23 protein-coding genes and 1 pseudogene are annotated in these 22,767 nt (G+C 45.6%); 3 read left to right on the forward strand and 21 right to left on the reverse strand.

Translation table 11 applies throughout. The features are described from left to right. Positions 1-3: 3 nt before the first annotated feature. Positions 4-4,383, reverse strand: a complete 4,380-nt coding sequence (locus ABDD95_RS07180) for a CusA/CzcA family heavy metal efflux RND transporter (protein WP_345951227.1) — start codon at positions 4,381-4,383, stop codon at positions 4-6. Between the two features lie 26 nt (positions 4,384-4,409). Between ABDD95_RS07180 and ABDD95_RS07185 the strand changes: the two genes are divergently transcribed. Continuing rightward, entirely contained in the window at positions 4,410-4,556 is a 147-nt protein-coding gene (locus ABDD95_RS07185) for a hypothetical protein (RefSeq protein WP_345951228.1), read from the forward strand. A gap of 96 nt (positions 4,557-4,652) precedes the next feature. Here the strand turns inward: ABDD95_RS07185 and ABDD95_RS07190 are convergent, their stop codons facing one another. Then, the gene (locus ABDD95_RS07190) at positions 4,653-4,967 is read right to left on the reverse strand and encodes a DUF6660 family protein (RefSeq protein WP_352432930.1); all 315 of its coding nucleotides are present in this window, start codon (positions 4,965-4,967) and stop codon (positions 4,653-4,655) included. A 149-nt stretch (positions 4,968-5,116) separates the two neighbouring features. Here ABDD95_RS07190 and ABDD95_RS07195 point away from each other — a divergent pair, with 149 nt between their 5' ends. Continuing rightward, positions 5,117-5,569 (forward strand): MgtC/SapB family protein, encoded by a 453-nt coding sequence (locus ABDD95_RS07195; RefSeq protein WP_345951229.1) that lies wholly within the window; start codon positions 5,117-5,119, stop codon positions 5,567-5,569. 48 nt (positions 5,570-5,617) lie between these two features. Here ABDD95_RS07195 and ABDD95_RS07200 read toward each other — a convergent pair whose 3' ends face one another. Together ABDD95_RS07200 and ABDD95_RS07205 are read right to left on the reverse strand one after the other, a co-directional pair. Next, positions 5,618-6,076: a hypothetical protein gene (locus ABDD95_RS07200; RefSeq protein ID WP_345951230.1), complete on the reverse strand. Its 459-nt coding sequence runs from the start codon at positions 6,074-6,076 to the stop codon at positions 5,618-5,620. Positions 6,077-6,156: 80 nt separating this feature from the next. Then, the gene (locus ABDD95_RS07205) at positions 6,157-6,537 is read right to left on the reverse strand and encodes a hypothetical protein (protein ID WP_345951231.1); all 381 of its coding nucleotides are present in this window, start codon (positions 6,535-6,537) and stop codon (positions 6,157-6,159) included. A gap of 141 nt (positions 6,538-6,678) precedes the next feature. On the opposite strand from ABDD95_RS07205, the pseudogene ABDD95_RS07210 reads away from it, so the two are divergent. Then, positions 6,679-7,185, forward strand: a pseudogene (locus tag ABDD95_RS07210) (HAD-IC family P-type ATPase); the annotation flags it as partial. Between the two features lie 64 nt (positions 7,186-7,249). On the opposite strand, the gene ABDD95_RS07215 reads toward ABDD95_RS07210, so the two are convergent. From ABDD95_RS07215 to ABDD95_RS07295, 17 genes are all read right to left on the reverse strand, one after another. Beyond that, the gene (locus ABDD95_RS07215; protein WP_169611341.1) at positions 7,250-8,476 is read right to left on the reverse strand and encodes an efflux RND transporter periplasmic adaptor subunit; all 1,227 of its coding nucleotides are present in this window, start codon (positions 8,474-8,476) and stop codon (positions 7,250-7,252) included. Beyond that, a complete protein-coding gene (locus ABDD95_RS07220) occupies positions 8,473-9,699 on the reverse strand; it encodes an efflux RND transporter periplasmic adaptor subunit (protein WP_345951232.1) in 1,227 nt (408 codons plus the stop codon). Before ABDD95_RS07220 ends, ABDD95_RS07215 begins: the two co-directional genes overlap by 4 nt. A gap of 109 nt (positions 9,700-9,808) precedes the next feature. Then, positions 9,809-11,062 carry a TolC family protein gene (locus ABDD95_RS07225; protein WP_169611338.1) on the reverse strand — a complete coding sequence of 418 codons (1,254 nt, stop codon included), beginning with the start codon at positions 11,060-11,062 and terminating at the stop codon, positions 9,809-9,811. After that, on the reverse strand, positions 11,049-12,980 hold the full coding sequence (locus tag ABDD95_RS07230) for an efflux RND transporter permease subunit (protein ID WP_169611337.1): 1,932 nt from the start codon (positions 12,978-12,980) through the stop codon (positions 11,049-11,051). The genes ABDD95_RS07225 and ABDD95_RS07230 overlap by 14 nt, the downstream gene beginning before the upstream one ends. Further along, complete coding sequence (locus tag ABDD95_RS07235) at positions 12,980-14,281, reverse strand: efflux RND transporter permease subunit (RefSeq protein ID WP_169611336.1); 1,302 nt, start codon at positions 14,279-14,281, stop codon at positions 12,980-12,982. Before ABDD95_RS07235 ends, ABDD95_RS07230 begins: the two co-directional genes overlap by 1 nt. 4 nt (positions 14,282-14,285) lie before the next feature. Further along, positions 14,286-14,543, reverse strand: coding sequence for a heavy metal-binding domain-containing protein (locus ABDD95_RS07240; protein ID WP_169611252.1), 258 nt, complete (start codon positions 14,541-14,543; stop codon positions 14,286-14,288). Between the two features lie 190 nt (positions 14,544-14,733). After that, on the reverse strand, positions 14,734-15,132 hold the full coding sequence (locus ABDD95_RS07245) for a hypothetical protein (protein WP_169611335.1): 399 nt from the start codon (positions 15,130-15,132) through the stop codon (positions 14,734-14,736). A 60-nt stretch (positions 15,133-15,192) separates the two neighbouring features. Beyond that, positions 15,193-15,423 (reverse strand): hypothetical protein, encoded by a 231-nt coding sequence (locus tag ABDD95_RS07250; RefSeq protein ID WP_169611334.1) that lies wholly within the window; start codon positions 15,421-15,423, stop codon positions 15,193-15,195. Positions 15,424-15,436: 13 nt separating this feature from the next. Beyond that, a complete protein-coding gene (locus ABDD95_RS07255) occupies positions 15,437-17,491 on the reverse strand; it encodes a copper-translocating P-type ATPase (RefSeq protein WP_169611333.1) in 2,055 nt (684 codons plus the stop codon). A 34-nt stretch (positions 17,492-17,525) separates the two neighbouring features. Then, on the reverse strand, positions 17,526-17,987 hold the full coding sequence (locus ABDD95_RS07260) for a heme-binding domain-containing protein (protein ID WP_169611332.1): 462 nt from the start codon (positions 17,985-17,987) through the stop codon (positions 17,526-17,528). 4 nt (positions 17,988-17,991) lie between these two features. Then, on the reverse strand, positions 17,992-18,573 hold the full coding sequence (locus tag ABDD95_RS07265; protein ID WP_169611331.1) for a DUF3347 domain-containing protein: 582 nt from the start codon (positions 18,571-18,573) through the stop codon (positions 17,992-17,994). A gap of 111 nt (positions 18,574-18,684) precedes the next feature. Continuing rightward, positions 18,685-19,083 (reverse strand): hypothetical protein, encoded by a 399-nt coding sequence (locus ABDD95_RS07270; RefSeq protein WP_169611330.1) that lies wholly within the window; start codon positions 19,081-19,083, stop codon positions 18,685-18,687. Positions 19,084-19,160: 77 nt separating this feature from the next. Further along, positions 19,161-20,468, reverse strand: coding sequence for a hypothetical protein (locus tag ABDD95_RS07275; protein ID WP_345951233.1), 1,308 nt, complete (start codon positions 20,466-20,468; stop codon positions 19,161-19,163). Between the two features lie 64 nt (positions 20,469-20,532). Continuing rightward, positions 20,533-20,985: a DUF305 domain-containing protein gene (locus ABDD95_RS07280; protein WP_169611328.1), complete on the reverse strand. Its 453-nt coding sequence runs from the start codon at positions 20,983-20,985 to the stop codon at positions 20,533-20,535. Between the two features lie 84 nt (positions 20,986-21,069). Further along, a complete protein-coding gene (locus ABDD95_RS07285) occupies positions 21,070-21,405 on the reverse strand; it encodes a four-helix bundle copper-binding protein (protein ID WP_169611327.1) in 336 nt (111 codons plus the stop codon). Between the two features lie 33 nt (positions 21,406-21,438). Then, positions 21,439-22,056: a DUF305 domain-containing protein gene (locus tag ABDD95_RS07290; RefSeq protein ID WP_169611326.1), complete on the reverse strand. Its 618-nt coding sequence runs from the start codon at positions 22,054-22,056 to the stop codon at positions 21,439-21,441. A 31-nt stretch (positions 22,057-22,087) separates the two neighbouring features. Further along, entirely contained in the window at positions 22,088-22,738 is a 651-nt protein-coding gene (locus ABDD95_RS07295) for a DUF305 domain-containing protein (protein WP_169611325.1), read from the reverse strand. Positions 22,739-22,767: the final 29 nt, after the last annotated feature.

Consider the following 22,767-nt stretch of genomic DNA (forward strand, 5'->3'; position numbering starts at 1 on the left):
ATGTTATTGCCCGATAAGGTATTCAAGAGTGTATACGGATTGATTATATTGATTGATGGCCTGTAAGTAAGCAATGCGAATATCCGAGAACGTCTTAAGCGCCTGGACGAATTCGACATAGCTGATCTCACCGTTCCGGTAGGCGATCTGACCTTGTTTCAAGATGAGGTTCACATTGGGTAAAGCGCTTTTTTCGTAGTATTCTGTAGATCGCTGATTTTTGATAAGATCCTGGAATGCCTGTGCGTACTCACTGCTCAGATTGCGCTGCGCAAGATCATATTCAGCTTGGGTAACTTCCTTTTGTATCCTGGCTGCTTTGATGCGTGATGCGTAGGGTTTAAAGAATAACGGCAGGGCGATCCCCCCTTGTACGCCCTGGAAACGGTCACCTGCACCGTAATTTCGTTCCAGGCCGTTCACGACCTGGCTGCCGCGTATACTTTGATTGAAATACCCGATCATGAAATCCGGTCCTGATCTTGCTTTTTCCAGATTAATGTTCTTATCGGCGATTTCCACTTGCTGACGTTGATAAGCTAATACGGGATTTTTATTGATCGTACTGTCCAGCTGGTTAAAAGCAGCTGTCGCCTTGACCAGCGCATTCCGGGGAATACTGACTGAGTCATTTTGATTCATTAATCTGGCGAGTTCAGATTTGGAAGCCTTGATATCCGAACTGTTCTTAACTAATTGATTCCTAATTTCGTTGGCTTGTGTTTCCGCTGTCGTTTTTTCCAGCAAGTTCGTCTCGCCGGCTTGGTAACGGGCTGTAGCTGCACGCAAGAATTCACGGTATATGGAATCTTGACTGATATACTGTCGCTGCAAAGCCTCAAAATAGGCTAGTTGCGTATATGCTTGTTTCACCTGATAGGTCAGTTGCGCCCGCGTTACGTCCAAGCCTAATTGAGCACCTTGTGTTTGTGCTTCATAAACCTGACGCTGACTTCTGAATAAGCCAGGAAAGGGGATGTTTTGTTGGATATTGATCTGGTTATCTTGCAGCCTGCTGTTAAATTGGCCATATTGTAAACTAACGTTCGTCTTGCCCAGGTCAAATGCGCTTGAACGTAACGTTCTGGCCTGTTCGATCTGCAATTGCCCGGAACGGACACCAAAGTTATTGGTCAGTGCCGTACTGATGGCCTGCTGCATATTTACGGGCGCCCCACCTATCGTTTGTCCCTTGGCATTGAAACCACCTGAACAAAGCAATAATACTAAACCGGAGATCACCGCTGTTTTCAACTGTTTTTTTCCAAACTTGAAGTTCTCGAAATAAGAATATAATACGGGTAATACGATCAAGGTCAATATTGTGGAAGTGATCAGACCGCCGATGACCACTGTGGCCAAAGGTTTCTGAACTTCCGCGCCTGCTGCCGTGGAAATTGCCATCGGGAAAAAGCCTAACGAGGCAACTGTCGCGGTCATCAGTACCGGCCGCAAACGTTCGTGTGTACCTTCTAAGATCACTTGATCAGTATCTGTCTCTCCTTCATTTTTACGCCGGTTGAATTCAGTGATCAGGACTATCCCATTAAGTACCGCCACACCGAACAAAGCGATGAAACCCACACCTGCAGAAATACTGAACGGCATACCGCGCAGTAGTAAAGCGAACACCCCGCCGATCGCTGCCATCGGGATAGCAGTGAAGATCAAGATGGACTGTTTGAATGAGGCGAACGTAAAATAGAGAAGGACCAAGATCAACAGTAAGGCCACTGGTACAGCGATCGATAAGCGGGCAGAAGCAGCTTTAAGATTCTCGAACTGCCCCCCATAGGTAACATAGTAACCTGCCGGCATCTTTACTTGCTGGCTGATCTTGCCTTCGATCTCGTTGACGACACTTTCGATATCCCTTCCCCTAACATTCAGACCGACAACAATTCTTCGTTTCGTATCTTCTCTTTGGATCTGATTGGGACCGACCTGCAGGCTGATATCAGCTAATTGTTCCAAAGGTACCTGCCTGCCATCCGGGCTGGTGACAAATATGTCTTTTACATCATCTACCTTCCTGCGATTACGGTCGTCCAAGCGTACGACCATATCGTAGCGTCGTTCCCCCTCGTAAACCTGACCCGCAGCTTGTCCGGCGAACGCAGCATTGACCGCTTGGTTCACGCTTTCCACACTCATTCCATATTGAGCGATATGATCCCTGTTGATCTTTACGACCACTTGCGGCAGACCGGTGGCCTGCTCGATATAAATATCTGCTGCCCCCTCTACAGACCCGGCGATCTTGCCTATCTTTTGTGACAGGTCAGTCAGCGTCTGCAGGTCTTCGCCGAATATTTTGATACCAATATCCTGGCGAACACCGGAGATCAGTTCGTTGGAGCGGAGTTGTATAGGCTGTGAAAATCCAAACGTAACACCAGGGATCTTTTCAAGCTCAGCCGCCATTTTGTTGGCCAGCTCATCCCGGCTTTCTGCAGAGGTCCATTCCTTTTTATCTTTGAGAATAACTGTAAGGTCACAGGCATCCATCGGCATGGGGTCGGTAGGGATCTCCGCCGCACCTATCTTACCGATCACTTCTTTGACCTCCGGGAACTTCTTGACCAGTATCGCTGATGCCTGGTTGACCTTGTCGATGGTCTGTGAAAGGGAACTGCCGGTCAGCAGTCTTGTTTCCACTGCAAAATCACCTTCCTCTAATTGCGGAATGAATTCGCCGCCTAAACGGGTAAAAATAAACACAGCTACCGCGAGTAAGACCACCGCCGTGATCACCACCGTCTTTTTCAGGTTCAGTGCGCCCTTGATCAATGGTGAATAAGCTTTGTGAACATGGTCCATCATCCGGTCCGAAAAGTTTTTTTTGTGCTGTGGTTTCTTGCTTAGGAAAAGTGCAGAAACCATAGGTACGTAGGTAAGTGACAAGATGAATGCCCCTAAAATGGCGAAGGCTACCGTCTGCGCCATTGGGCCGAACATTTTTCCTTCGATGCCTACCAAGGCGAGGATCGGTAAGTAGACAATGAGTATGATGATCTCTCCAAATGCGGCGGCAGACCGTATCCGGCTGGCCGATTCATAGACTTCATCGTTCATTTCTTCCTGACTCATCTTTTCTGTCGAATTGCGTAACGCCAGGTGATGCATCGTAGCCTCTACAATGATCACAGCACCATCGACGATCAGACCAAAATCTATAGCACCCAGACTCATGAGGTTCCCGGATACACCAAAAAGGTTCATCAAGCAGATCGCAAAGAGCATGGCCAATGGGATGACCGAGGCGACCACAAGGCCTGCACGAAGGTTACCCAGGAAGATCACCAGTACAAATATGACAATTAGTGCGCCTTCTGTCAGGTTTTTCTCAACCGTTCCGATCGCACGTTTTACCAAAGCGCTTCGGTCAAGGAATGATTCAATGACCACGCCGTTAGGCAGGGTCTTGTTGATCCGGGCGATACGCCCTTTCACTTCATTCACGACCTTGTTGGCATTAGCGCCTTTAAGCATCATCACGATCCCACCCACAGCTTCGCCGCTGCTTCCCTTGGCCGAACGGGTTAAAGCGCCGTAACGGATGGCGCTGCCGATCTGAACAGTGGCGACATCACGGACCAATACAGGCGTTCCATTCTCATTATTGCGAACAACGATCTTACCAATGTCTTCCAGACTGCCAACGAGCCCCTCGCTACGAATGAAGTAGGCATTGGGCTTTTTATCGATGTAAGCGCCTCCGGTGTTCTGGTTGTTCTTTTCCAGCGCGCTGAAGACATCAGAGATGCCCAGGTCGTAACTGCGCAGTTTGTCCGGGTCAATAGCGATCTCGTACTGTTTGAGCAAGCCGCCAAAGCTGTTGACCTCGGCTATGCCCGGTGTTCCCAGTAATTGACGCCGAACGATCCAATCCTGGATGCTTCGGAGTTCGCGGGCGTTATATTTTTTCTCAAATCCGGGTTTGGCATGCACCACATATTGATATATCTCTCCCAGGCCAGTAGAAATAGGGGATATTTCCGGATTACCAAGCCCGGCAGGAATGACGTTCTTTGCTTCAGCCAGTTTTTCGTTTACCTGCTGACGCGCCCAGTAGATGTCCACATCATCATGGAAGACTATGGTTACCACAGAAAGGCCGAACCTTGAGATGGAACGAACCTGCTCGATCTCGGGGATCGTGGCCATGGTCTGTTCTACTGGGAATGAAATCAATCGCTCCACTTCCTGTGTCGCCAATGCCGGACTTTGAGTGATCACCTGTACCTGATTATTGGTGATGTCCGGTACAGCATCTATAGGCAGTTGTTTAAGGGAATATATACCCCAGGCAATGAGCCCAAGGGTGAATATTCCGATTATAAGTTTATTATTAATTGAAAAATGAATGATCTTATTAAGCATAACGAAATTTAATGCTTGGATAAGATATGACAGTACCTCTGTACAATGCCTATCATGGCTATCAGCAGCACCAGCGTGATGATAATGAGCCCGATCATCCTGAAAACCCTCATCCAAAGGGGTTTGGAAGGCGCACGTTTTTTCCTGACAGAGGTATGCTTAACAGGCTTTGACCTGGTCTTTGCCATACCAATACAAGTAAGTAATAAATAAATAGGACAAGTCGCCTGTACACGTGAAGTATCACGCGTCAGCAACAGGCAGAAAAGTTATGCGTTAAGTTTTGGCGGCTGCCAGATATTGGTCGGGCGAGTGACCGGCTTCTGAGGAATAAAAGCGGTGATCTTAGGGGCCACGGTGATCTGAAGTGGCCTGATAATTATCGATTTGTTAAAAACGACCTGCATGTTGCAGCATCCGCAATGACACATAGGGGGACACTGATCCTGATACGGTTTAGACGTATGAGAATGATCCGCGGCTTCAAATGAAAGTCCTGCTAAGGCAACGCCCACACTATCCTTGCAAGGCTCCAGGTCCAAGCAAAGAAAGAAAGCGGCCAGTAAAAAGCAAAACCATTTCATTGATGAGGCAAATATAATATATACTTGTGACAAATGCCAGAACAGATATAATACTACTTTATGTTGACAGTTAAACGAGTAGACTACTCTTTTGTTTAGCTATTAGCACGTATTTGCTGCAAAATTCCATTAACTTACAGTATTAAAATATGACCTATCAGGGAGAACTATTAATATTTGCAAAGATTTTACTCGCTGCTATATTAGGAGCAATTATTGGATTTGATCGTGAAAAGCATGGACGTGATGCCGGCATCCGTACGTACGCGGCGGTCAGCGTTGGTGCCTGTTTATTTACAGCTATAGCCGCTCACCTGGGTGATGTTGCAGCTGCCTCGCGTATCGTTGCTAATATCGTGGTCGGCGTTGGCTTTTTAGGGGCCGGGATCATATCGCGGGATAAGCAAGACAAGAGTTCATTTGGTCTGACCACAGCGGCGACCGTATGGTGTACAGCTGCAGTAGGGGTCACTATTGGTTTGAACGAATTCATCATTGCCATCGGTACTTCCCTCATCCTATATTTTTTATTGGCTCTTCATCACCAATCCTGGTATGTAAATTGGAAGAAACGTATAAAGGAGAAAGATCCTGAGGAATAATAAAGGTCCGGCGGGGGTAAGCGCCAGACCTTGTACTAATGCTAATTATTACTTAGCATTAGTATTTTCATCGTGATGCTCCTGTTCACCATGATGTTCCTGCTCCTGGTGATGCTCCGGTTCATTTTCATGACCGGATCCCTCATGGTGTTCTGGATGGGGATGATGCTCAGGATGTTGGTACTGTTCACCGGAGTTTTCGGAGTTTTGGTCATGGTGCTCCTGTTCATCATGATGCTCTGCCTCTTGATGATGTTCAGGCTCGTTCTCATGGCCCGGACCCTCATGATGTTCCGGGTGCGGATGGTGTTCGGGATGAGCATCTTTCTCCTGCTGACCGGCTGCCGCCCCCGCATCGTGGTGTTCTTCTTCTGAATGATGCTCCTGCTCCAGGTGATGTTCAGGTTCATTCTCATGACCCGGACCCTCATGATGTTCCTTATGAGGGTGATGTTCCGGATGGTTATGTTGTTCCTTTTGGTCTGTATTTGAATTTTCGGTATTCATGATGTTGTGATGTTATGTTAAAAAATTATGCTATCGTGATGTTGGTTTCAGGTTTTGATTGCAATAGATATTATGTAACATCAGATCAGAAGTACACGGTTCTTCAAATAAAGGGGGAAAGCAAATGACGGATCGGCGGGTGAGATTTTGCAAATATACCAATTGCAGGTATGGAAGATATCTGGCAAACTTGGTATTTCTTGCTTGGAAGGAACTTTCAGTCCGTCCAGGTCTTTAAGAACCGGCTTAAGCGCTTCTTTGCTGCTGGCATAAATGCAGATTACGTCTTCACTGCACTCATTGTTGCATTCTGAAAATAGGTCAGCACTCACAATCGTCGCTGACTTTCCTGAAAGAACTTGATATACCAATATCAACCCGCGATCAACATTGCAGTATAAGACACCTGTTATCAAGGTCAAATAAAAAGTTGCCAATATGGTCGCAGCCGTTTTTTTCATCGTTATTCTTAATGACTACAGAGCTATACGATTTTAGTTTTAGGAAATTCTCGGTAGATCTGTGCTGAAGTAAATTCGGTGTTTCAAAAAGGATGTTCAAATTTAGAGCATATAGAAAAATAGCGATTTTGGAGATCTGCCATCGAGCGGATGCACAATCTGAAGCTGCAAACCGTCATGTTATCCGGGGACAAGCAAGCCGTCGTAGATAAAGTAGCGAAATCCCTGGGCATAGATAAAGCGTATGGCGACCTGTTACCAGACGGAAAAGTTGAAAAGGTACAGGGCTTTAAAGATGCTGGCAGCCGTATCGCTTTCGTAGGTGATGGCGTGAATGATGCGCCGGTGGTTGCCTTAGCCGATGCCGGTATCGCCATGGGCGGTTTGGGAAGTGATGCCACAATTGAAACCGCAGATATTGTCATTCAGAATGACCAGCCTTCTAAAATCACCACAGCTATCAATGTCGGTAAAATAACGAGCCGTGTTGTTTGGCAGAATATTACGATTGCCATGCTTGTGAAGGTGGTCGTCCTCGTATTGGGTGCAGGAGGGGTCGCCAACCTTTGGGAAGCAGTAATTGCCGATGTAGGCGTCGCCCTGCTGGCAATTCTGAACGCAGTAAGAATACAGCGAATGAAGTTGTAAGAAATAGGTTTTGCTTAAAGATGAAGCTGACTCAGCTTCATCTTTAAGCACTTAACGGGTGTAATTACATCTGCATTCCTGCCATAGCATTACCGCCCTGTTTCAACACCAGTTCACTATAGATCAGATAGGCCCCACTTGCTGCAATGGTCTCGCCAGCACTTAGCCCGTTCACAATTTCAATTGTCCGTTCATTTTCTGTGCCGGTTTTCACCATACGTGGTTCAAACGTATTGTTCGCTGTTTGAACAAAAACCATACTGCCCTTTGCGTCACGAACCAGTGCATTTAAAGGAACAACCACGGCCTGTTGTCCTGCAGATGGCATAGCTATTTGCACCTGCATGCCTGGCTGCAGCTTAAGCCCGGGGTTTTGAATAGTTGCCCGTATAACCGAAAGTTGCGTGCCAGCCTGTAGTTCCGGATTGATAAAGGAAACTTTAGCGGTAAGCGGCTGGTCTTCGCTTCCGGGGAGCAAGACTTTGATTTGCTGTCCCATTTTTACTTTACCGGCTTCTTCGGGATAGAGTTCGCCTTCCACCCATAGTTCATTCAAGCCTTCCAGGCTATACAGGGCAGTACCTTCTGCGACATATTGCCCCTCCGTCGCCTTTATTTCTGTAACGACACCTCCAGTGGTTGCATACATGGTGATTCTTGCATGAACCTGGTGCGTCTTTTTGAGCTGTCGTATCTGTGCAGGCTTTAGTCCGTATAATGCCAGTTTTTTGCCTGCGGATTCAAGAAATGAACCAAACCGTTCGTTTTCATTTCCCATAGCTTTATACTGGTCCCAAGCCAAAAGAAATTCGTTTTCAAGCGTTAATAACTCCTCGCTGTACAGCTCATATAAGGGCTGACCCTGATTGATCCTAATACCGGTCTGTTTGACGAATAGTTTCTCAATTCTTCCTGCTGCACGTGCGCTGATAACCTCGTTTTGTGTAGTGTTGGCAGCCAGCCTCCCATTGATCAGTTGGCTTTGTCCCGAATGACCATTACCAACTATCATCATGGTAATATTGGCCAGTTCCAATTGGGCAGGGCTGAATTTTAAGGAATGAGCTTTGGTTTCATTATGCGCAACCGGAACGAGGGTCATCCCGCAGATCGGGCAGTCGCCCGGATGGTCCTTTATGACTTGCGGATGCATCGGGCAGGTATATTGCTGTTTAACTGCCGCATGTTCCGGGGCATGACCGCTGGCTATTTCCTGCCGATCACCTTGCTGCTGCTGGCAGGCGGTGAAAACGGCTGCAAGAAAGAACCCTGTTATTAATAATTTTTTCATTCCTTGTTTTCTTCTTTCGTTTCGATAAAACTTTCACTATCCACCAGGAACTGCGCGTTAGCAGCAACCTCATCGTTGGCTGCTAGTCCCCTTCGTATCTGTACCCAATTCAATACCTCTGCACCACCAGTGACCGGCACAGGTGAAAGTGCATGATTTTTTCTGACAAACGCCACGCGGCGTGTACCAAGGTCAAGTAGAGCCGACGATGGTATCCATAGACCAAGAATTGGCTTGCCCACAACGGACGCCTTGATCAACTGACCGATGCGAAGGTTACGGGAACTGTTGTTTAAACTGATCCTGACTTTGGTAAAGGTTGACCCCTGATCGTAAAAAGGCTGAATGAGTTCAATGTGGCCTTGTGTTTTTTTCCCGTCATCCGCAATCACCATAACCCTGGCGTTTTTTTTAAAGCTGGCAGCCTGTGACGTGGAAATATTGATTTCTGCCCAAAGTTCACTTGGGTTAATAATGTTAAATAGAGTTTGACCTGCACTGACGTATCCGCCTTCTTGTAACAGACCTGTTCCAGGCTGAGCAGTGTTGATGTCAGCAGCACTCGTCGTGCCGCTGCTCATACCTCCACCGGAAGTCCGCATACCACCGCTGTTGTTCATGCCATCGTCGTCAGCCGTTGCCGCTGCTGCAGGTTGGTTCATGGCCTGGGGGGCTGAAACAGACGGACCTGCCAAATACCCGTTATAAGGGCTGTATATTGGAAAACGATAGTATTCCCGTCCGGTTCGCATTAGGGTGTTGACCTGCTGGCTGGTTACGCCAAGTAATTTCAGCTTCTGAACGGCACCACTGATCAGCGATTGATTGTCTTTGTCTGTTTTCAGAATGTACAAAAGTTCCCGCTGGGCAGTCACAAGCTCCGGACTGTATATCTCAGCGACAAGCTGGCCTTTGCTTACCGGCTGATATTGATATTTCAGGTACAGTTTTTCTATTCTGCCTCCAAAGCGGGCTGCTACCACATTTTGCCTGCGGGTATCATAAGTGATCACACCCGGTGCAATGAGAGAGTCCTGCATCGTTTTTTCTTCCGGACTGATTATGCCAATATTAGACACCACGGTACCGTTAGGCGATTTGATCAACGAAGCCAGATCAGCAGGAACCTGTAAGGTATCTTTCTCGCTGCCAGATTTTTTGACTAAATCCATACCGCATATGGGGCAGCTGCCAGGATGGTCACTTACAACCTGGGGATGCATGGGGCAAGTATATTGCGCCGATTGGCTTTGCTGACCTTTCTGTTTCTTGGACTGATGGTTACAACTCACAAATATGAAGGCCAGTATAGCGAGTAGAAGAAACGTCCAGCTAATTCTTTTCAATCTCTTTTTCATAATCTGCGGTCATCAAGTAATAAGCCTGTAATTCATCCAGATAATTCATCCGGTTCATATTGTAAGTCTCCCAAGAGGTCATAACCTGAGGCAGAGCAAGTGTGTTTTCTTCATAGGCGATCCTGTTGGCATCAAAGCTTTTTTGCAGGGCAGGTAGAATTTTTTGCTCGAAATTTTTTAAACGGCGTTGCATAGTCGTAATATCTGTTAACATGGAAGCAACCATGTTTTCTGTTTCAATCAGCATAGCCTGCCGCTCGTTTCTCATTGCCTCAATGCTGTATTGCATCGATTTAACCCCTGATTTGTACATTTTGGAAGACCAGGGCGCAATCGGTATGGATACCATCGCCATCGCCGTAAATTGTGTCGGCATCATCGGCGCTCTATTGAACATATTATCCAGGCGCAACCGGAAATCCGGTTTAGCTTCTGCTTTCATTGCGTCGATGTTCAAGTTCATCGAACTGATATTTTTATCCATTTGCCGCACAACGCTTTTTGCAGAACTTAGATAAGCTGTATCAGCAACAGCTACAGGGATAAATTTCAGTTGGTAAGCCGTGTCGATGGCAAATGCTGAACTGGCCGGACGGTTCATCAGGGTATTCAACTGATACATCTTTTTTCGCATATCCGCTTCTGTCATCAACTGCATGTTCTGTACTTCGGCAAGCCTGCCCTCGGCACTGTATACACTGCTCAATGTAGCTTTATTATACGGATAACGGATCTTTGCCAACTTATTCAGCGTGGTTAGGATGCGCTCATTTTCTTTCAGTACGCTCATTTTCTTACTGGCCACCAGCCAACCATAGTATAGTTTCTTCGCCTGTGTGCGAACGTCATTTAACGCTACGTTCCGGCCTTCCAGTTCAACAGCGGCTAAAGAATTTTCGTACGCTTGTTTTCGTCTGAGTTTGGCAGGATTGGTGATATCCTGTTCGGCGGAGAGCATCCATGCCCCCTTATCAGTTTCATCCATGACTTTTGTACCGGGGTACGGCGTCATCCAGGTGCCCGCACCTATCATCGGGGCCATCTGTGCCGTGGACCCCTGCGATTTGGCCACCTGGCTTTGAGCCCGGCTTGTATACGCCCGCAGGTTAGCGTTTTGCTGATCTATTCGGGCTATAATGGAATCCAGGGATAATATGTTCTGGCTGAAAGCAGCGGGTGCGCTCAGCAGAGATACGAAAACCAGAATGCTTTTTTTAATGCTTGACATCGTATACCTCCAATTTTCCAAACTTTTTTAGTTCGTATTCTTTTGTCATTAAAAATATCAGTGGTGTGACCAGCAAAATATGGGTGGAAGAGGTCAGTACGCCGCCGATCATTGGTAATACAATAGGTTGCATCACGTCGCTGCCAACACCGGTAGACCAAAGCACAGGAATTAGGCCGAACAGGGCTACACTTACGGTCATGATTTTGGGTCGCAGCCGTTTAGCTGCACCATGAATCACATATTCACGCAAATCGTCCCTGGTGATACTGTCTTTGGAGTTTCCTTTAACTTCCACCAGTTGCCGCATGGCATCATTGAGATAAATGACCATGACCACACCGGTTTCCACTGCTATGCCAAACAATGCGATGAACCCTACGGCCACTGCAATCGATAGGTTTACGCCATAGAAGTAAACCATGAATACCCCGCCAATGAGGGCGAATGGTATGGTGATCAGACTCAAAAAGGCTTCGCGGGCGGATTTGAAAGCGAGGTACAAGGCCAGAAAGATGATGATCAGTACCACAGGCAGGATGAGCAGCAGGGTTTTCTGCCCGCGGATCAGGTTCTCATACTGTCCGCTCCATTCAATATAATAACCTTTGGGCAGGCTCAGGGATGCATTCAGTCTTTTAATTGCTTCATCGACCGTATTACCCAGGTCCCGTCCCCGGACGTTAAACATAACCGCCCCCCTGAGCAGCGCATTTTCAGAATTGATCATGGGCGGCCCATCCTCAAAGCGAATGTCAGCTACTTCGGAAAGTGGGATACTACCCATTGTGGCTGTTTGTACCGGAATGCGCTTAAAGCTTTCCAGGCTGTTGCGAAAGTCCTGGGCCAGCCTTACATTGACTGAGAAACGCCTGCGCCCTTCTACTGTCGTGGCTACCGGTGCGCCGCCAATGGCAGATTCTACAACTGTATTCACGTCGTCTACAGAAAGCCCGAACCGGCCCAATGCTTCGCGCTTGATATCCATCGTCAGATATTTCCCGCCCGTAACAGGCTCTACGTATAAGTCATTGACCCCTGGAATACCTTTCAGCAATGAACTAACCTTTTCGGAGGCTGCACTGATGGTGTCCAGATTTTGTCCATAGACTTTTACGCCTACGTCGGTGCGTATACCGGTAGAAAGCATGTTGATCCGGTTGATGATAGGCTGCGTCCAGCCATTAACCACGCCGGGAATTTGCAGCTTGCGGTCCAATTCTTCGATAATCTTCTTTTTTGTCATTCCGGGCCGCCACTGGTCTTTCGGTTTCAGCATAATGATCGTCTCAATCATACTAATAGGGGAATTATCCGTTGCGGTACTGGCTCGTCCTGCCTTACCAAGGACCTTGGCTACTTCGGGCTGCATGCTAATGATCTTGTCCTGCACCTGCAGAATTCTCTTGGCCTCTGTATTAGAAATATCAGGCAGGGTCACCGGCATAAACAATACGGATTGTTCGTCAAGTGGCGGAAAGAACTCACGCCCCATATTCAATAGCAGCGGAATGCTGATAAGCAGGGCAAGGACATTAATTCCTAAAGTTATTTTCCGGTTGCGCATACAGGCCCGGATTACCGGCTCGTACACGCGCTCCAATAATCGGTTGATAGGGTTGTGAGTGTCATCCTTAAACCTTCCCTTCATAAAAAAGGAGATGGTGACCGGTGCCAATGTGACGACGAGCAGGGCATCTATAATCAGGATGAACGTTTTCGTATAAGCCAGCGGGTGAAAGAGTTTTCCTTCCTGACCGGTTAGCAAAAAAACCGGCAAAAACGAGGCAATGATGATAATGGTAGAGTAAAATACACCACGCGATACCTGCTTGCAAGACCTTTCTATAATTTCAAGGCGCTCAGTGTTGCTGAGCCTGACATAATCATTAGTCCCTTTTTTAAAATTCGGCCACATCAGTTCTTATCTGTTTTAAGGTTTGCTTCTTTATTTAATTCTGCCTGCCTGACCGCGAGATTTTTGTACGCATTCTCGGCCATGATAATACCGTTATCGACAATAACGCCGATCGCCAGAGCGATTCCGGTCAGGGACATGATATTGGAACTAATGTTCAGGGCATTCAATACAATAAAGCTGGCTGCAATGGTAATTGGAATCTGAATAATGATACTGACTGCGCTTCTCCAGTGTAGCAAGAAGATAATCACCACTAGTGAAACAACAATCATTTCTTCTATCAGCGTATGTTTTATCGAGTTTACCGACTCTTCAATCAGGCCGCTCCGGTCATAAACAATATTGAATTTCACGCCCTTTGGGAGCCCCTTGGCTACATCCTGCATTTTGGCTTTCACATTGCGAATCACTTCGTCTGCATTTTCTCCATAGCGCATCACGACAATGCCGCCTACTGCTTCTCCTTGGCCGTTCAGGTCAAATATGCCCAGCCTGGTTTCTCCGGTCAGTTGTACAGTTCCAATATCACCGACCGTTACAGGTATGGAATTTCGTGAGGCAATGGGCAGGCGGCTGATTTGATCAATGGAATTCAGGTAGCCACTGGTTTTGATAATATAGCCGACATCACCCATTTCCAGTTTTCTGCCGCCAGCTTCGTTATTATTGCTACGAACAGCACGGATAACCTCCAGTAGGGATACTTTATAATAGTTAAGTTTGTTGGGGTTTACAGTGACCTGGTATTGTTTCTGGAATCCGCCAAAAGAGGCGATCTCACTTACGCCCGGAACATTTTGTAGTCCAAATTTGACGTACCAATCCTGGATGGCACGCTGTTCCCCCAAATCGATCCCTGGCGCATCGAGCGTATACCAGAGAATATGACCAACACCAGTGCCATCAGGACCAAGTGTCGGCGTTACACCTTGCGGCAGTAACCGTGATGCATAGTTAAGTTTTTCAAGCACCCTTTCCCTCGCCCAGTAAACATCTGTATTGTCATTGAAGATAATGTAAACAAAGCTCATCCCGAACATGGAGGTGCCGCGTACATATTTCACCTGCGGTAAGCCCTGCAGATTGGTAACCAACGGGTAAGTTACCTGATCTTCTATGATCTGCGGACTGCGCCCCATCCATTCAGTAAATACGATCACCTGGTTTTCGGACAAGTCCGGTATCGCATCAATTTTATTCTGTTTGACCGAGTATACACCCCAGCCAAACAGAATCAATGCCACCAGCAAGACCAGAAACCGGTTCCTCATCGAAAAGGAAATCAGTTGATCTATCATGTAATTAGTGCTTATGGTTCATGGAATTACTTTGTTTACCTGGTGCTTTGGACGTTTCTTTTTTCACCAGATTCATGCCGCATTTGGGACATTTGCCGGGCTTAGAAGCAATGACGTCCGTATCCATAGGGCACGTATACTGTACCTTAGCAGTATCGGTCTTCTGTGTTTTTGCTTTTTTCTGAGCAGGTGATTGATGAGCGGCAAATAAATTTGAAGCAGAAACGGTTAACGACAGGGCAATTACAAATAGCTTTTTCATTGTTGAAGAATTATTAAAAATTATTAAAAGGGTTTGAAATCATTAGGTGCGATAAGCCAAAGCCATTCCTGCAGAACATAAAGCAGCATGGTTGCTGTTGCCGACATGGCATACAAGCATTTTCAGGAAATCGCAGGCGTGAGGGGACTTCTCGAATCAGAAAGATTTGAGAAGTCGAAAAGGTGGGAAATTAAATACGAAATGTTCGATTAAGCAGGTAAACAGGTTTACCAATTCCTATCGGGGGACTTTGGCTTACCGGATAAACCACTGCGAGCGAATGCACATCTACAGACTTCAGATTAGTAAATCTGGCGGGTAGAACGACCGGAAACAGGGCAGCAAACTGAAAGCTGAAACTAGCAACCCGCTGTTCCTTTCCAATTTTGAATTCATGCTGTTTATCCTTGCAGCATTTGTTTTTCAGTGCTTTGCTCTTCAGCATTCCACAGTTTTCACAGTGGTCGCTTTGCTGCTGGTTCAGGCTCATTCCCTGTAACTCACCCATGCAGTAATGCAGGGTCAGGCTGGTGCCCGAAGAGACACCGGCATACAGCAGGATCAAGAAGATGGCTATGAACCTTTTCATTTATACAAAAGTAATGATAATCAATTGACCGGGCAAAAGAGTTGCTACTTTGCCTTTGTTTTACCAGCCCTGTTTTTTATAAAATTTTTCAATCGCGTCCCCAATTAAATTAACGGTCAGCTGGTCCAGGTCGCCACTGGCTAAACTCCAAGAATTATCGCCATTGTTGATGATGGCGGTTTGTTTTCCGTTTAGTTCAAAGTCGTAGGTTTCACTGAAATGCACAACCTGCACGGCTTGCACATCATTGCCTGATTGATATTCAATCTGAAATGTTTTATCGTCTTTCATTATTATGGTAGATTTAAGTTCTGACTTTTAGTAAGCCTGCATTGATCGCAACAACAACCGTGCTAATGCTCATTAGGACCGCGCCAGCCGCAGGGCTTAACAATATTCCTTGTTTGTATAAAACGCCTGCAGCCAATGGTAGCGCAATAATGTTGTACCCAGTAGCCCAAGCCAGATTCTGTATCATTTTGCGATAAGTTGCCTTTCCAAATAAAATTAGATTGACAATATCCTTAGGGTTGCTGTTCACCAAAACGATACCAGCCGTTTCTGCGGCAATGTCACTTCCGGATCCTACTGCTATGCCAATATCGGCCTGTGCCAGTGCGGGTGCATCGTTGACGCCGTCGCCGGTCATGGCCACAAAATCACCTTTTGCCTGGAGCTGCTTGATCTTCTCCAACTTTTCATGTGGCAGCACCCCTGCAAAATAACCGTCCATATTCAACTGATTGCTTACGCTAGCGGCTACTTTCTCATTATCCCCGGTTAGCAGCAATGCTTTGATGCTGTTTTCATGCAAGGTTCGAATGGCACCTGCCGATTCCGGACGCAGGGTGTCTGCCAACGCAATGTAGCCGTACATCAGCTCATTCACCAAAACGAATACTACCGTCTCGTTGCTAGTGGAAGCAAAGTCGTTGGGGAGAGAAATGCTCTTTTCCTGCAAATAACCGGGACTGACTACTTTCACGTGTTTGCCTTCCACCATCGCCTCCACGCCCTTTCCGGTGATCGCCTGAAAATTTTGTGCTTCAGGAAGTGATAGTTTACGCCTGTTTACCTGATCCATTATCCCGGTGGCGATAGGATGCTCTGAGTTTCGCTCCAAGGCGCCTGCCATCCGCAGCAGATTATCTTCGGCAGCTTCTCCTCCCGGATGTTCCGGTATGACGATTCTGGCAACCTCAAATTTGCCTACGGTTAGTGTACCTGTCTTATCAAAAACGACCGTTGATATCTTCCGGGAGTTTTCAAATGCCGTACGGTTTTTTATGAGCAGTCCATGTTGTGCGGACAAAGAGGTTGATTTGGCAACCACCAGGGGAACAGCAAGGCCTAGTGCATGAGGGCAGCAAATGACAATAACGGTTACCATCCGTTCCATGGCAAACGCAAGATCCTGTCCTTCCCCCAGCCAGAATATAAAGGTGCCTATACCTGCTACCAGCGCAATCAAAGTCAGCCAACGGGCAGCTTTATCGGCTAACAATTGCGTATTGGACTTGGCCTCCTGAGCATTTCTTACCAGGTTGATGACCTTGGATAAATAAGAATCAGCGCCGCTGTGGATAACCCGAACTTTTAAGGAACCATTTCCATTTACCGAACCTGCAATGACCTGCTCGCCTTTAGTTTTGCTGACAGGAGCAGATTCGCCTGTTAGCATAGACTCATTTAAAAAGCTTTGCCCTTCCTCAATGACCCCATCTGCCGGTATTTTCTCTCCCGGTTTGATCAGGATAAGATCTTCCGCTTTCAACTGGTCAGTTTTAACTTCCTGAGTATGCCCTCCATTTAAAAGGTGTGCTTCCGCCGGCATGAGTTGAACCAAAAGTTCCAGCTCTTTAGAAGCTCCCGCGACAGAACGCATCTCTATCCAATGACCTAACAACATGATCAGAATCAGGGTAGCGAGCTCCCAAAAAAAATCCATCCCTTTCAATCCAAATACGGTGGCGGCGCTGTAGATATAGGCCACTGTAATGGCGAAGCCGATCAGCGTCATCATACCGGGATTTTTTGCCTTCATCTCGGAGAACCAGCCGTTAAGAAAGGGCCAGCCACCATATAAAAAAATGATGGAGGACAAGGCAAAGAGCACGTATGACGAACCGGGAAAAATGAGGTTAGTACCTATCCAGCGCTGTATCATAGGGGAAAGCAGCATCACAGGCGCCGTTAAAACTAATACGACATAGAACCGCTTCCTAAAATCGGTAATCATCATCGCATGGTGATTATGATGGCTACCATGAACTTCCATAGGATGATCTGAAGATGCAGCAGACATTATTTTATCATGCCCGTGCTGCATTTGATGATGGTGCTCGTGTTGATGTTCCATGATTTTATTGAACGGTCATTGTCCTGTTCGGTCTTCAGTTTACTCCGGAAATGTCAATCCTGTTAATCCAATCTACGATCGTTGCACTGTCCCGGCTGTTTATCTTGGCATTATGGTGAATGAGCAGGTATGACTTAAGCGGCATACTCCGTTCCTTTAGCGAATTGGCAATGGCACTCAGCTTATTTCGCCTACGGCGGTTTGAATAATTGCCGAATTCATCAAAGTTAAGCTCTTCTGTTCCTTGTTCAACATGCCTGTCGAGCCAATATCTCACCGGTTGCACTCTTGCATACCAAGGATATTGCGTATTATTGCTATGACAATCATAACAGGACCGCTTTAGTATCGACTCGATGTTTTCCGGAACAGGATAAGCGGCAACAAACGGCGCCGAGGGCTGCTTATGGCTTTCGTTCTTGTAGGACGGCATGAACTGCAGTCCCAGCAGCAGAACAACTAAGATTGCCAACACCAGTTTGATGCTGCGTTTCATACAATTATTTCAGTTCTTCTTTCACCACACCACAATTGGCCATTTTCTGACCCAAGTAGGGGTTTTGGATTGATTTAGTTTCGCTTAACCAATTCGCTCCTTTATTATTGTTGTACATTGGGCAGTGATCTACATATAGCGATTGCCCCGCGCCGACAAGCTTAACCAGATCGTACACATCTTTGCTCAGCATCTCGAAATGCTCCCTCTGATGGGAAATATTCCCTGCACTTTTCCCAATATGCTCACCATGCTCCCGGCCATCATCCGCAATATCTTCAAATGACTTTTTCTGTTTTTCGTCTAAAACTGCTTTATCAAACCCCTCAAAGTCCGTGGCTATGGCCTTACCTGATGCTGCCGCATCACCGGTATTATCTTTGGTCAAAGCGTTTTTCAATTGCAGATAGTCATTTATCAGTTTAGAGGCCGGTGAGCTCTTTTTTTCCCCTGCGTCGTCTTTCCGATCCGCGGGGACTTGGGTCGCTATCATTGAATCCTGTGTGGAAGAATTAGTTGTTTTCCCGGAGTTACAAGCAGCTAAAAAAATTGAAGTAGTGGCTACAGCCAAAAATATGGTTTTCATGATGAATTTTATCGATTAATAAATTAAGATACGAGCCATAAGGTTATGATCAATCATTTGAGTTATAGGAGGTTCCGGTTAATAAAAGAACCAACATCCCATAAGTCGATATCAAATCAGAAAACTTTGAAGTAAAATGCGAATTTTCTGATTTGGGGGGCGCTCCCGTATGATGCTATAAGAAATCGAATTACGTGCAGTGGCCGGGTGTAAGATTTCTCTTTTCAATTCATCGTTTGCGGTCAGAAAGATAGGCGTTTGTTTGACCTGTTTTTGTGCAGAAGGAACCAGTTTTGCGAGACCGTTAAACTTGCCTACTGAATCCTTACAACAATGTCCCTGACAACCTTTCTTTCCAGAACTATTTTGTCGATGTTCCTGATGAGTCGCCCCATGCAAACTGATTTGATGCTTCGGGTTTTCATGATTTGACGAACGTAAAGCGCATCCTAGCCCAACAAGCGTATGGAGCAGGAAGGTTGTCAATAATAGAAGTGCTTTACTTTTCATCCTGATACAAATTTACTTCAGCCGTAGAATGGGAACTTATATAATTCCTACTTAAATTTATATTTTATCGCAGTACATCACGCAACTGCTCTCGCAATTTTCTGCATGATAGAATGGTCATCCCCAAATTTGCACAGTGCATCACAATGCTGTCGGAGTTCCGAGAAACAGATGTACTTCATTTGAACTTGGCCTTTTTTGATAGAAGGCCTTGACAACTGCATGACTACATCTTTTTCGCGATTATCAGGTACGACCAGATAAAACACTTCTTCATTATTTACCAAGCTACAGCTCAGGTCTGTAAGACGTAGAATACCCGAATAGATACTGGTGCTTTTTTCTACTTCAAATGCGGCAACTACCTGCCCCGTTCCTTTTTTAAACCATAAAACATCAATGAGTTTTACGGTGTTGAGCACTTCTTTTTCAAGCGGCAGATCAGGGAAATCCTTAACGGAGATAAATGAAAACTTATTACCATTCCAGGATTTCGAGCGGTCGTTGGATGCTGCAATTACATCATAACCAAGCGCATTACCGATTTTGAGTAAATGATATTGCATTTCATTATGTAATTGTTCATCCTCTGTTTCTTTCCTCTTTTCCTGATGCCGCTTTTCAATCAGTTTTTCCAAACGGTTTCTTTCTGTTTCTGATAGATATTCGTCTTTGCCTAACAGGAGCTTCTGCATGCCGATTTCAAATAAAAGCCCCGCAAAAGCTCCTGTATCAAGTGATAGTTCGTTACAGTACTTTTTATTCATATCCATAATCACCTCACGAATTTTTAAGTACTCACTCCAACTGCCCAATTTCTTTTTGTCTTTGAACAGGTAATTGAAGCCGTTAATAATAGCTGTATTAAACGGCGGTATTAGTGTCGGGTGCAGGAAGTACAATATACTGGCCACTGCTGGCCCCAAACCCTTGATTTTCAAAGAATCTAAATGTAAAATTTCTTTGATGAGTTGTTCCTCATTTTTGGCAGTCAGGCAGTTTTCCAGAAACTGGCCAAAGGCTACTTTATTCTCCTGATTTTCATAAATATCAGGTATGCGTAGCTTCGGCTTCCAATAAAAAGGATGGGATGCTCCTTCAAACACTTGCTTTTGTTCAGTAATACAGGTGAGTACAAACTCTAAAGATGTGCCTTTGAAGTCATTACCAAACCGTTTATTTTTGATATCATCAATAACCTGGAGCACACCTCTGCGTATGGATCTAAATGCTTTCAGGCGTTCCTCGTTATTGATAAACCAGGTATTGTAAACAGATTCCCTGTCGTTTTTATATTGGTTGATGATGGATTGTAAATGATCATTCATATTCTCAAAGTATGAGCTAATATAATGTAATCTTTTACCTGCAGCACTTTTTAACAAAGAGAAACTTAAATAACCAGATGGCACATTTCTTCATCGCTATCATTGTATCGTTGAGATCACCTTATTTTTCCATCCTGGCAAGAATACGTTTCATTTCCGCTATTTCTTTTTCCTGCGCATCAATGATGCTTTTGGCAAGCCTTTGGACTTCCGGGTCTTTCAAATGAGCCTTTTTGCTGACCATGATCGCAATGGAATGATGTGGGATCATGCCTTTCATATACTGTTGATCTCCGATAGCAGTTTGCGTTCGGACACCTGCGAGAGCCAAGATAAACACTGCAATAGCAGAGGTGGCAATGATTAAATTAATTTTCTTGTTTTGATACATCATTCGCATCATCACTAGCATAACCAGCGCCATAGCCGAAACCATCAGCATAGTCATGTAAAATCGGGTCATATTAATGTACACATGGTCGAACTCGTCAACATTCAAATACATAATAGCATACATGATGAAGAATGAAACGACGAGCATCAATGCAAATTTTTGATAATTTCCTTTTTCCATTGTAATAACGTTAAGTGAATACTTCTTATTTAAAAAGCTACCTGCCCTGCATCAGCGCAGGGCAAGTAGCTGAACCAAGGTTATTTAAACAGCAGTTGCCATTTGTTCGCAAACTTCGGCACATTTCCGACAGGCTTCTGCACAGGCCTGGCAATGCTCCATATGATGCTTGCCGCATTCTTCAGCACAGGCATTACACACGTCAGCGCATACACGGCAAAGATGGGCACTGTAACCGCTGCCCAAACTCATAACTTCTGCAGCGGCTCTGCAAATAGCCGCACATTCCAGGTCGAGCTGGATACATTTTGCCATCATTTTTACATCCTCTTCCTGCAGGCAGGACGTAGCACAATAGTTGCAAGCTACTGCACACGCTACACAGGCATCGATACATTCCCGGAACTTTTGATATGACATAATTGAAATGTTTTATAGTTAGATAATGATTTATTACTTGTTACCGCGGGCTAACAGCCAGTCCTGAAACTGGCCTATCTCTTTCATCTGAGCATCAATAATATTTGTAGCCATCGTTTTCATACTTTGTTCCTGGCCGTGGATGAGTTCAAGGCGCGAGTTTTCGATAGCGCTTTGGTGATGACCAATCATCAGGATGGCAAAATCATGATCAATGTCTCCGTTGATAATTTGTAGGTCAGCTTGCTTTCCGGATTTTTTCATGTTGTCCATCAGCATCATATCGAAATCCGGATCGTTGCCGTGAGGGGGGTGTGATTTGAGAAAAGCAGAAAGCTGCGTGATTTCTGCCTGCTGGCTGGAAATTATGCTCTGCGCCATTTGCTTCATCGTCGCATCACTGCCGCTTTTCAGCTCCAGGTTAGCCATATCAATAGCCCCCTGGTGGTGCATGCGCATCATCATCGCGAAATCATTGTCCGGATCTTTGGTCATCTTCATAGTGTCCATTTTCGCCATCATCTGATGCATAATACCCATCATCTGATTCTGGTCATGACCCTGTATTTTGATTTTATCATCATCTTTGCTACATGCACTCATCACAGCCACTATTGCTGACAGCGTGATTAATTTTAAAAAGTTTTTCATCGTTTGTTTTTTTAGTTACCTCTTATATTGTTTATTGATGTGCTTTCATCCATTGTTCCATCTCACGGATTTCCTGCGTTTGTTCCGGTATAGATTGCTGCGCCATGGATTTTAGTTTCGCGCTTTTACTGTAGGTCACAATACTTTTAGCCATCATGATACCATCTTTGTGGTGCTTGGTCATCATGTCCGCAAATTCATGATCGATAGAACTCATGGACATATTACCCGGTTTCATCATTTCCATCATATTATCACTCATTGCTTTACCAGCTCCTGATTGCTTGTTAGCTGGATCGTAGTTTTTAGTGCTGTTTTGCAACTTTGCAATCAACTGATTGAGCTGTGCAACCTCTTTCGTCTGTTTGGTCAGTATTTTTTGAGCCATTTTTTTCATGGAAGCATCCTTTCCCTGCTGTAGCTCGATCCTGGCCATGTCGATAGCTCCCTGGTGGTGGGCTTTGAGCATGGAAGCAAAATCATAATCAACATTTCCTTTCATTTGCTGAGCATGCATTTGCTTCATCATCTTGTTCATAGATTCCATTAATGGATCGCTTTGGATGGCTGCAGGTGCAGTGATGATTAGTGCTCCATGATCAAATGGGCTAATGGTGTTTTGAGTAGTAAATCCTGCTACGCCTAGCGCAAGCATGGGAATCATTAACATGGTTGTTTTCATAGATTATTTATTAATGGTGATTAAATAAA

It is taken from the genome of Mucilaginibacter sp. PAMB04274 (genome assembly GCF_039634385.2).
In the GTDB taxonomy this organism is placed as follows: Bacteria; Bacteroidota; Bacteroidia; order Sphingobacteriales; family Sphingobacteriaceae; genus Mucilaginibacter.

What these genes read in the sequence shown, in the direction of transcription:
- ABDD95_RS07290 (WP_169611326.1), bottom strand. Translation starts at nt 22,056, where the DNA reads ATGAAAAACTTTTTAAAATTAATCACGCTGTCAGCAATAGTGGCTGTG.
- ABDD95_RS07260 (WP_169611332.1), bottom strand. Translation starts at nt 17,987, where the DNA reads ATGAAACGCAGCATCAAACTGGTGTTGGCAATCTTAGTTGTTCTGCTG.
- ABDD95_RS07230 (WP_169611337.1), bottom strand. Translation starts at nt 12,980, where the DNA reads ATGTGGCCGAATTTTAAAAAAGGGACTAATGATTATGTCAGGCTCAGC.
- ABDD95_RS07220 (WP_345951232.1), bottom strand. Translation starts at nt 9,699, where the DNA reads ATGCATCCCCAGGTTGTAAGTGACCATCCTGGCAGCTGCCCCATATGC.
- ABDD95_RS07255 (WP_169611333.1), bottom strand. Translation starts at nt 17,491, where the DNA reads ATGGAACATCAACACGAGCACCATCATCAAATGCAGCACGGGCATGAT.
- ABDD95_RS07240 (WP_169611252.1), bottom strand. Translation starts at nt 14,543, where the DNA reads ATGAAAAAGCTATTTGTAATTGCCCTGTCGTTAACCGTTTCTGCTTCA.
- ABDD95_RS07280 (WP_169611328.1), bottom strand. Translation starts at nt 20,985, where the DNA reads ATGGAAAAAGGAAATTATCAAAAATTTGCATTGATGCTCGTCGTTTCA.
- ABDD95_RS07180 (WP_345951227.1), bottom strand. Translation starts at nt 4,383, where the DNA reads ATGCTTAATAAGATCATTCATTTTTCAATTAATAATAAACTTATAATC.
- ABDD95_RS07250 (WP_169611334.1), bottom strand. Translation starts at nt 15,423, where the DNA reads ATGAAAGACGATAAAACATTTCAGATTGAATATCAATCAGGCAATGAT.
- ABDD95_RS07235 (WP_169611336.1), bottom strand. Translation starts at nt 14,281, where the DNA reads ATGATAGATCAACTGATTTCCTTTTCGATGAGGAACCGGTTTCTGGTC.
- ABDD95_RS07195 (WP_345951229.1), top strand. Translation starts at nt 5,117, where the DNA reads ATGACCTATCAGGGAGAACTATTAATATTTGCAAAGATTTTACTCGCT.
- ABDD95_RS07295 (WP_169611325.1), bottom strand. Translation starts at nt 22,738, where the DNA reads ATGAAAACAACCATGTTAATGATTCCCATGCTTGCGCTAGGCGTAGCA.
- ABDD95_RS07190 (WP_352432930.1), bottom strand. Translation starts at nt 4,967, where the DNA reads ATGAAATGGTTTTGCTTTTTACTGGCCGCTTTCTTTCTTTGCTTGGAC.
- ABDD95_RS07215 (WP_169611341.1), bottom strand. Translation starts at nt 8,476, where the DNA reads ATGAAAAAATTATTAATAACAGGGTTCTTTCTTGCAGCCGTTTTCACC.
- ABDD95_RS07225 (WP_169611338.1), bottom strand. Translation starts at nt 11,062, where the DNA reads ATGTCAAGCATTAAAAAAAGCATTCTGGTTTTCGTATCTCTGCTGAGC.
- ABDD95_RS07185 (WP_345951228.1), top strand. Translation starts at nt 4,410, where the DNA reads ATGACAGTACCTCTGTACAATGCCTATCATGGCTATCAGCAGCACCAG.
- ABDD95_RS07200 (WP_345951230.1), bottom strand. Translation starts at nt 6,076, where the DNA reads ATGAATACCGAAAATTCAAATACAGACCAAAAGGAACAACATAACCAT.
- ABDD95_RS07270 (WP_169611330.1), bottom strand. Translation starts at nt 19,083, where the DNA reads ATGAAAAGTAAAGCACTTCTATTATTGACAACCTTCCTGCTCCATACG.
- ABDD95_RS07245 (WP_169611335.1), bottom strand. Translation starts at nt 15,132, where the DNA reads ATGAAAAGGTTCATAGCCATCTTCTTGATCCTGCTGTATGCCGGTGTC.
- ABDD95_RS07205 (WP_345951231.1), bottom strand. Translation starts at nt 6,537, where the DNA reads ATGAAAAAAACGGCTGCGACCATATTGGCAACTTTTTATTTGACCTTG.
- ABDD95_RS07265 (WP_169611331.1), bottom strand. Translation starts at nt 18,573, where the DNA reads ATGAAAACCATATTTTTGGCTGTAGCCACTACTTCAATTTTTTTAGCT.
- ABDD95_RS07285 (WP_169611327.1), bottom strand. Translation starts at nt 21,405, where the DNA reads ATGTCATATCAAAAGTTCCGGGAATGTATCGATGCCTGTGTAGCGTGT.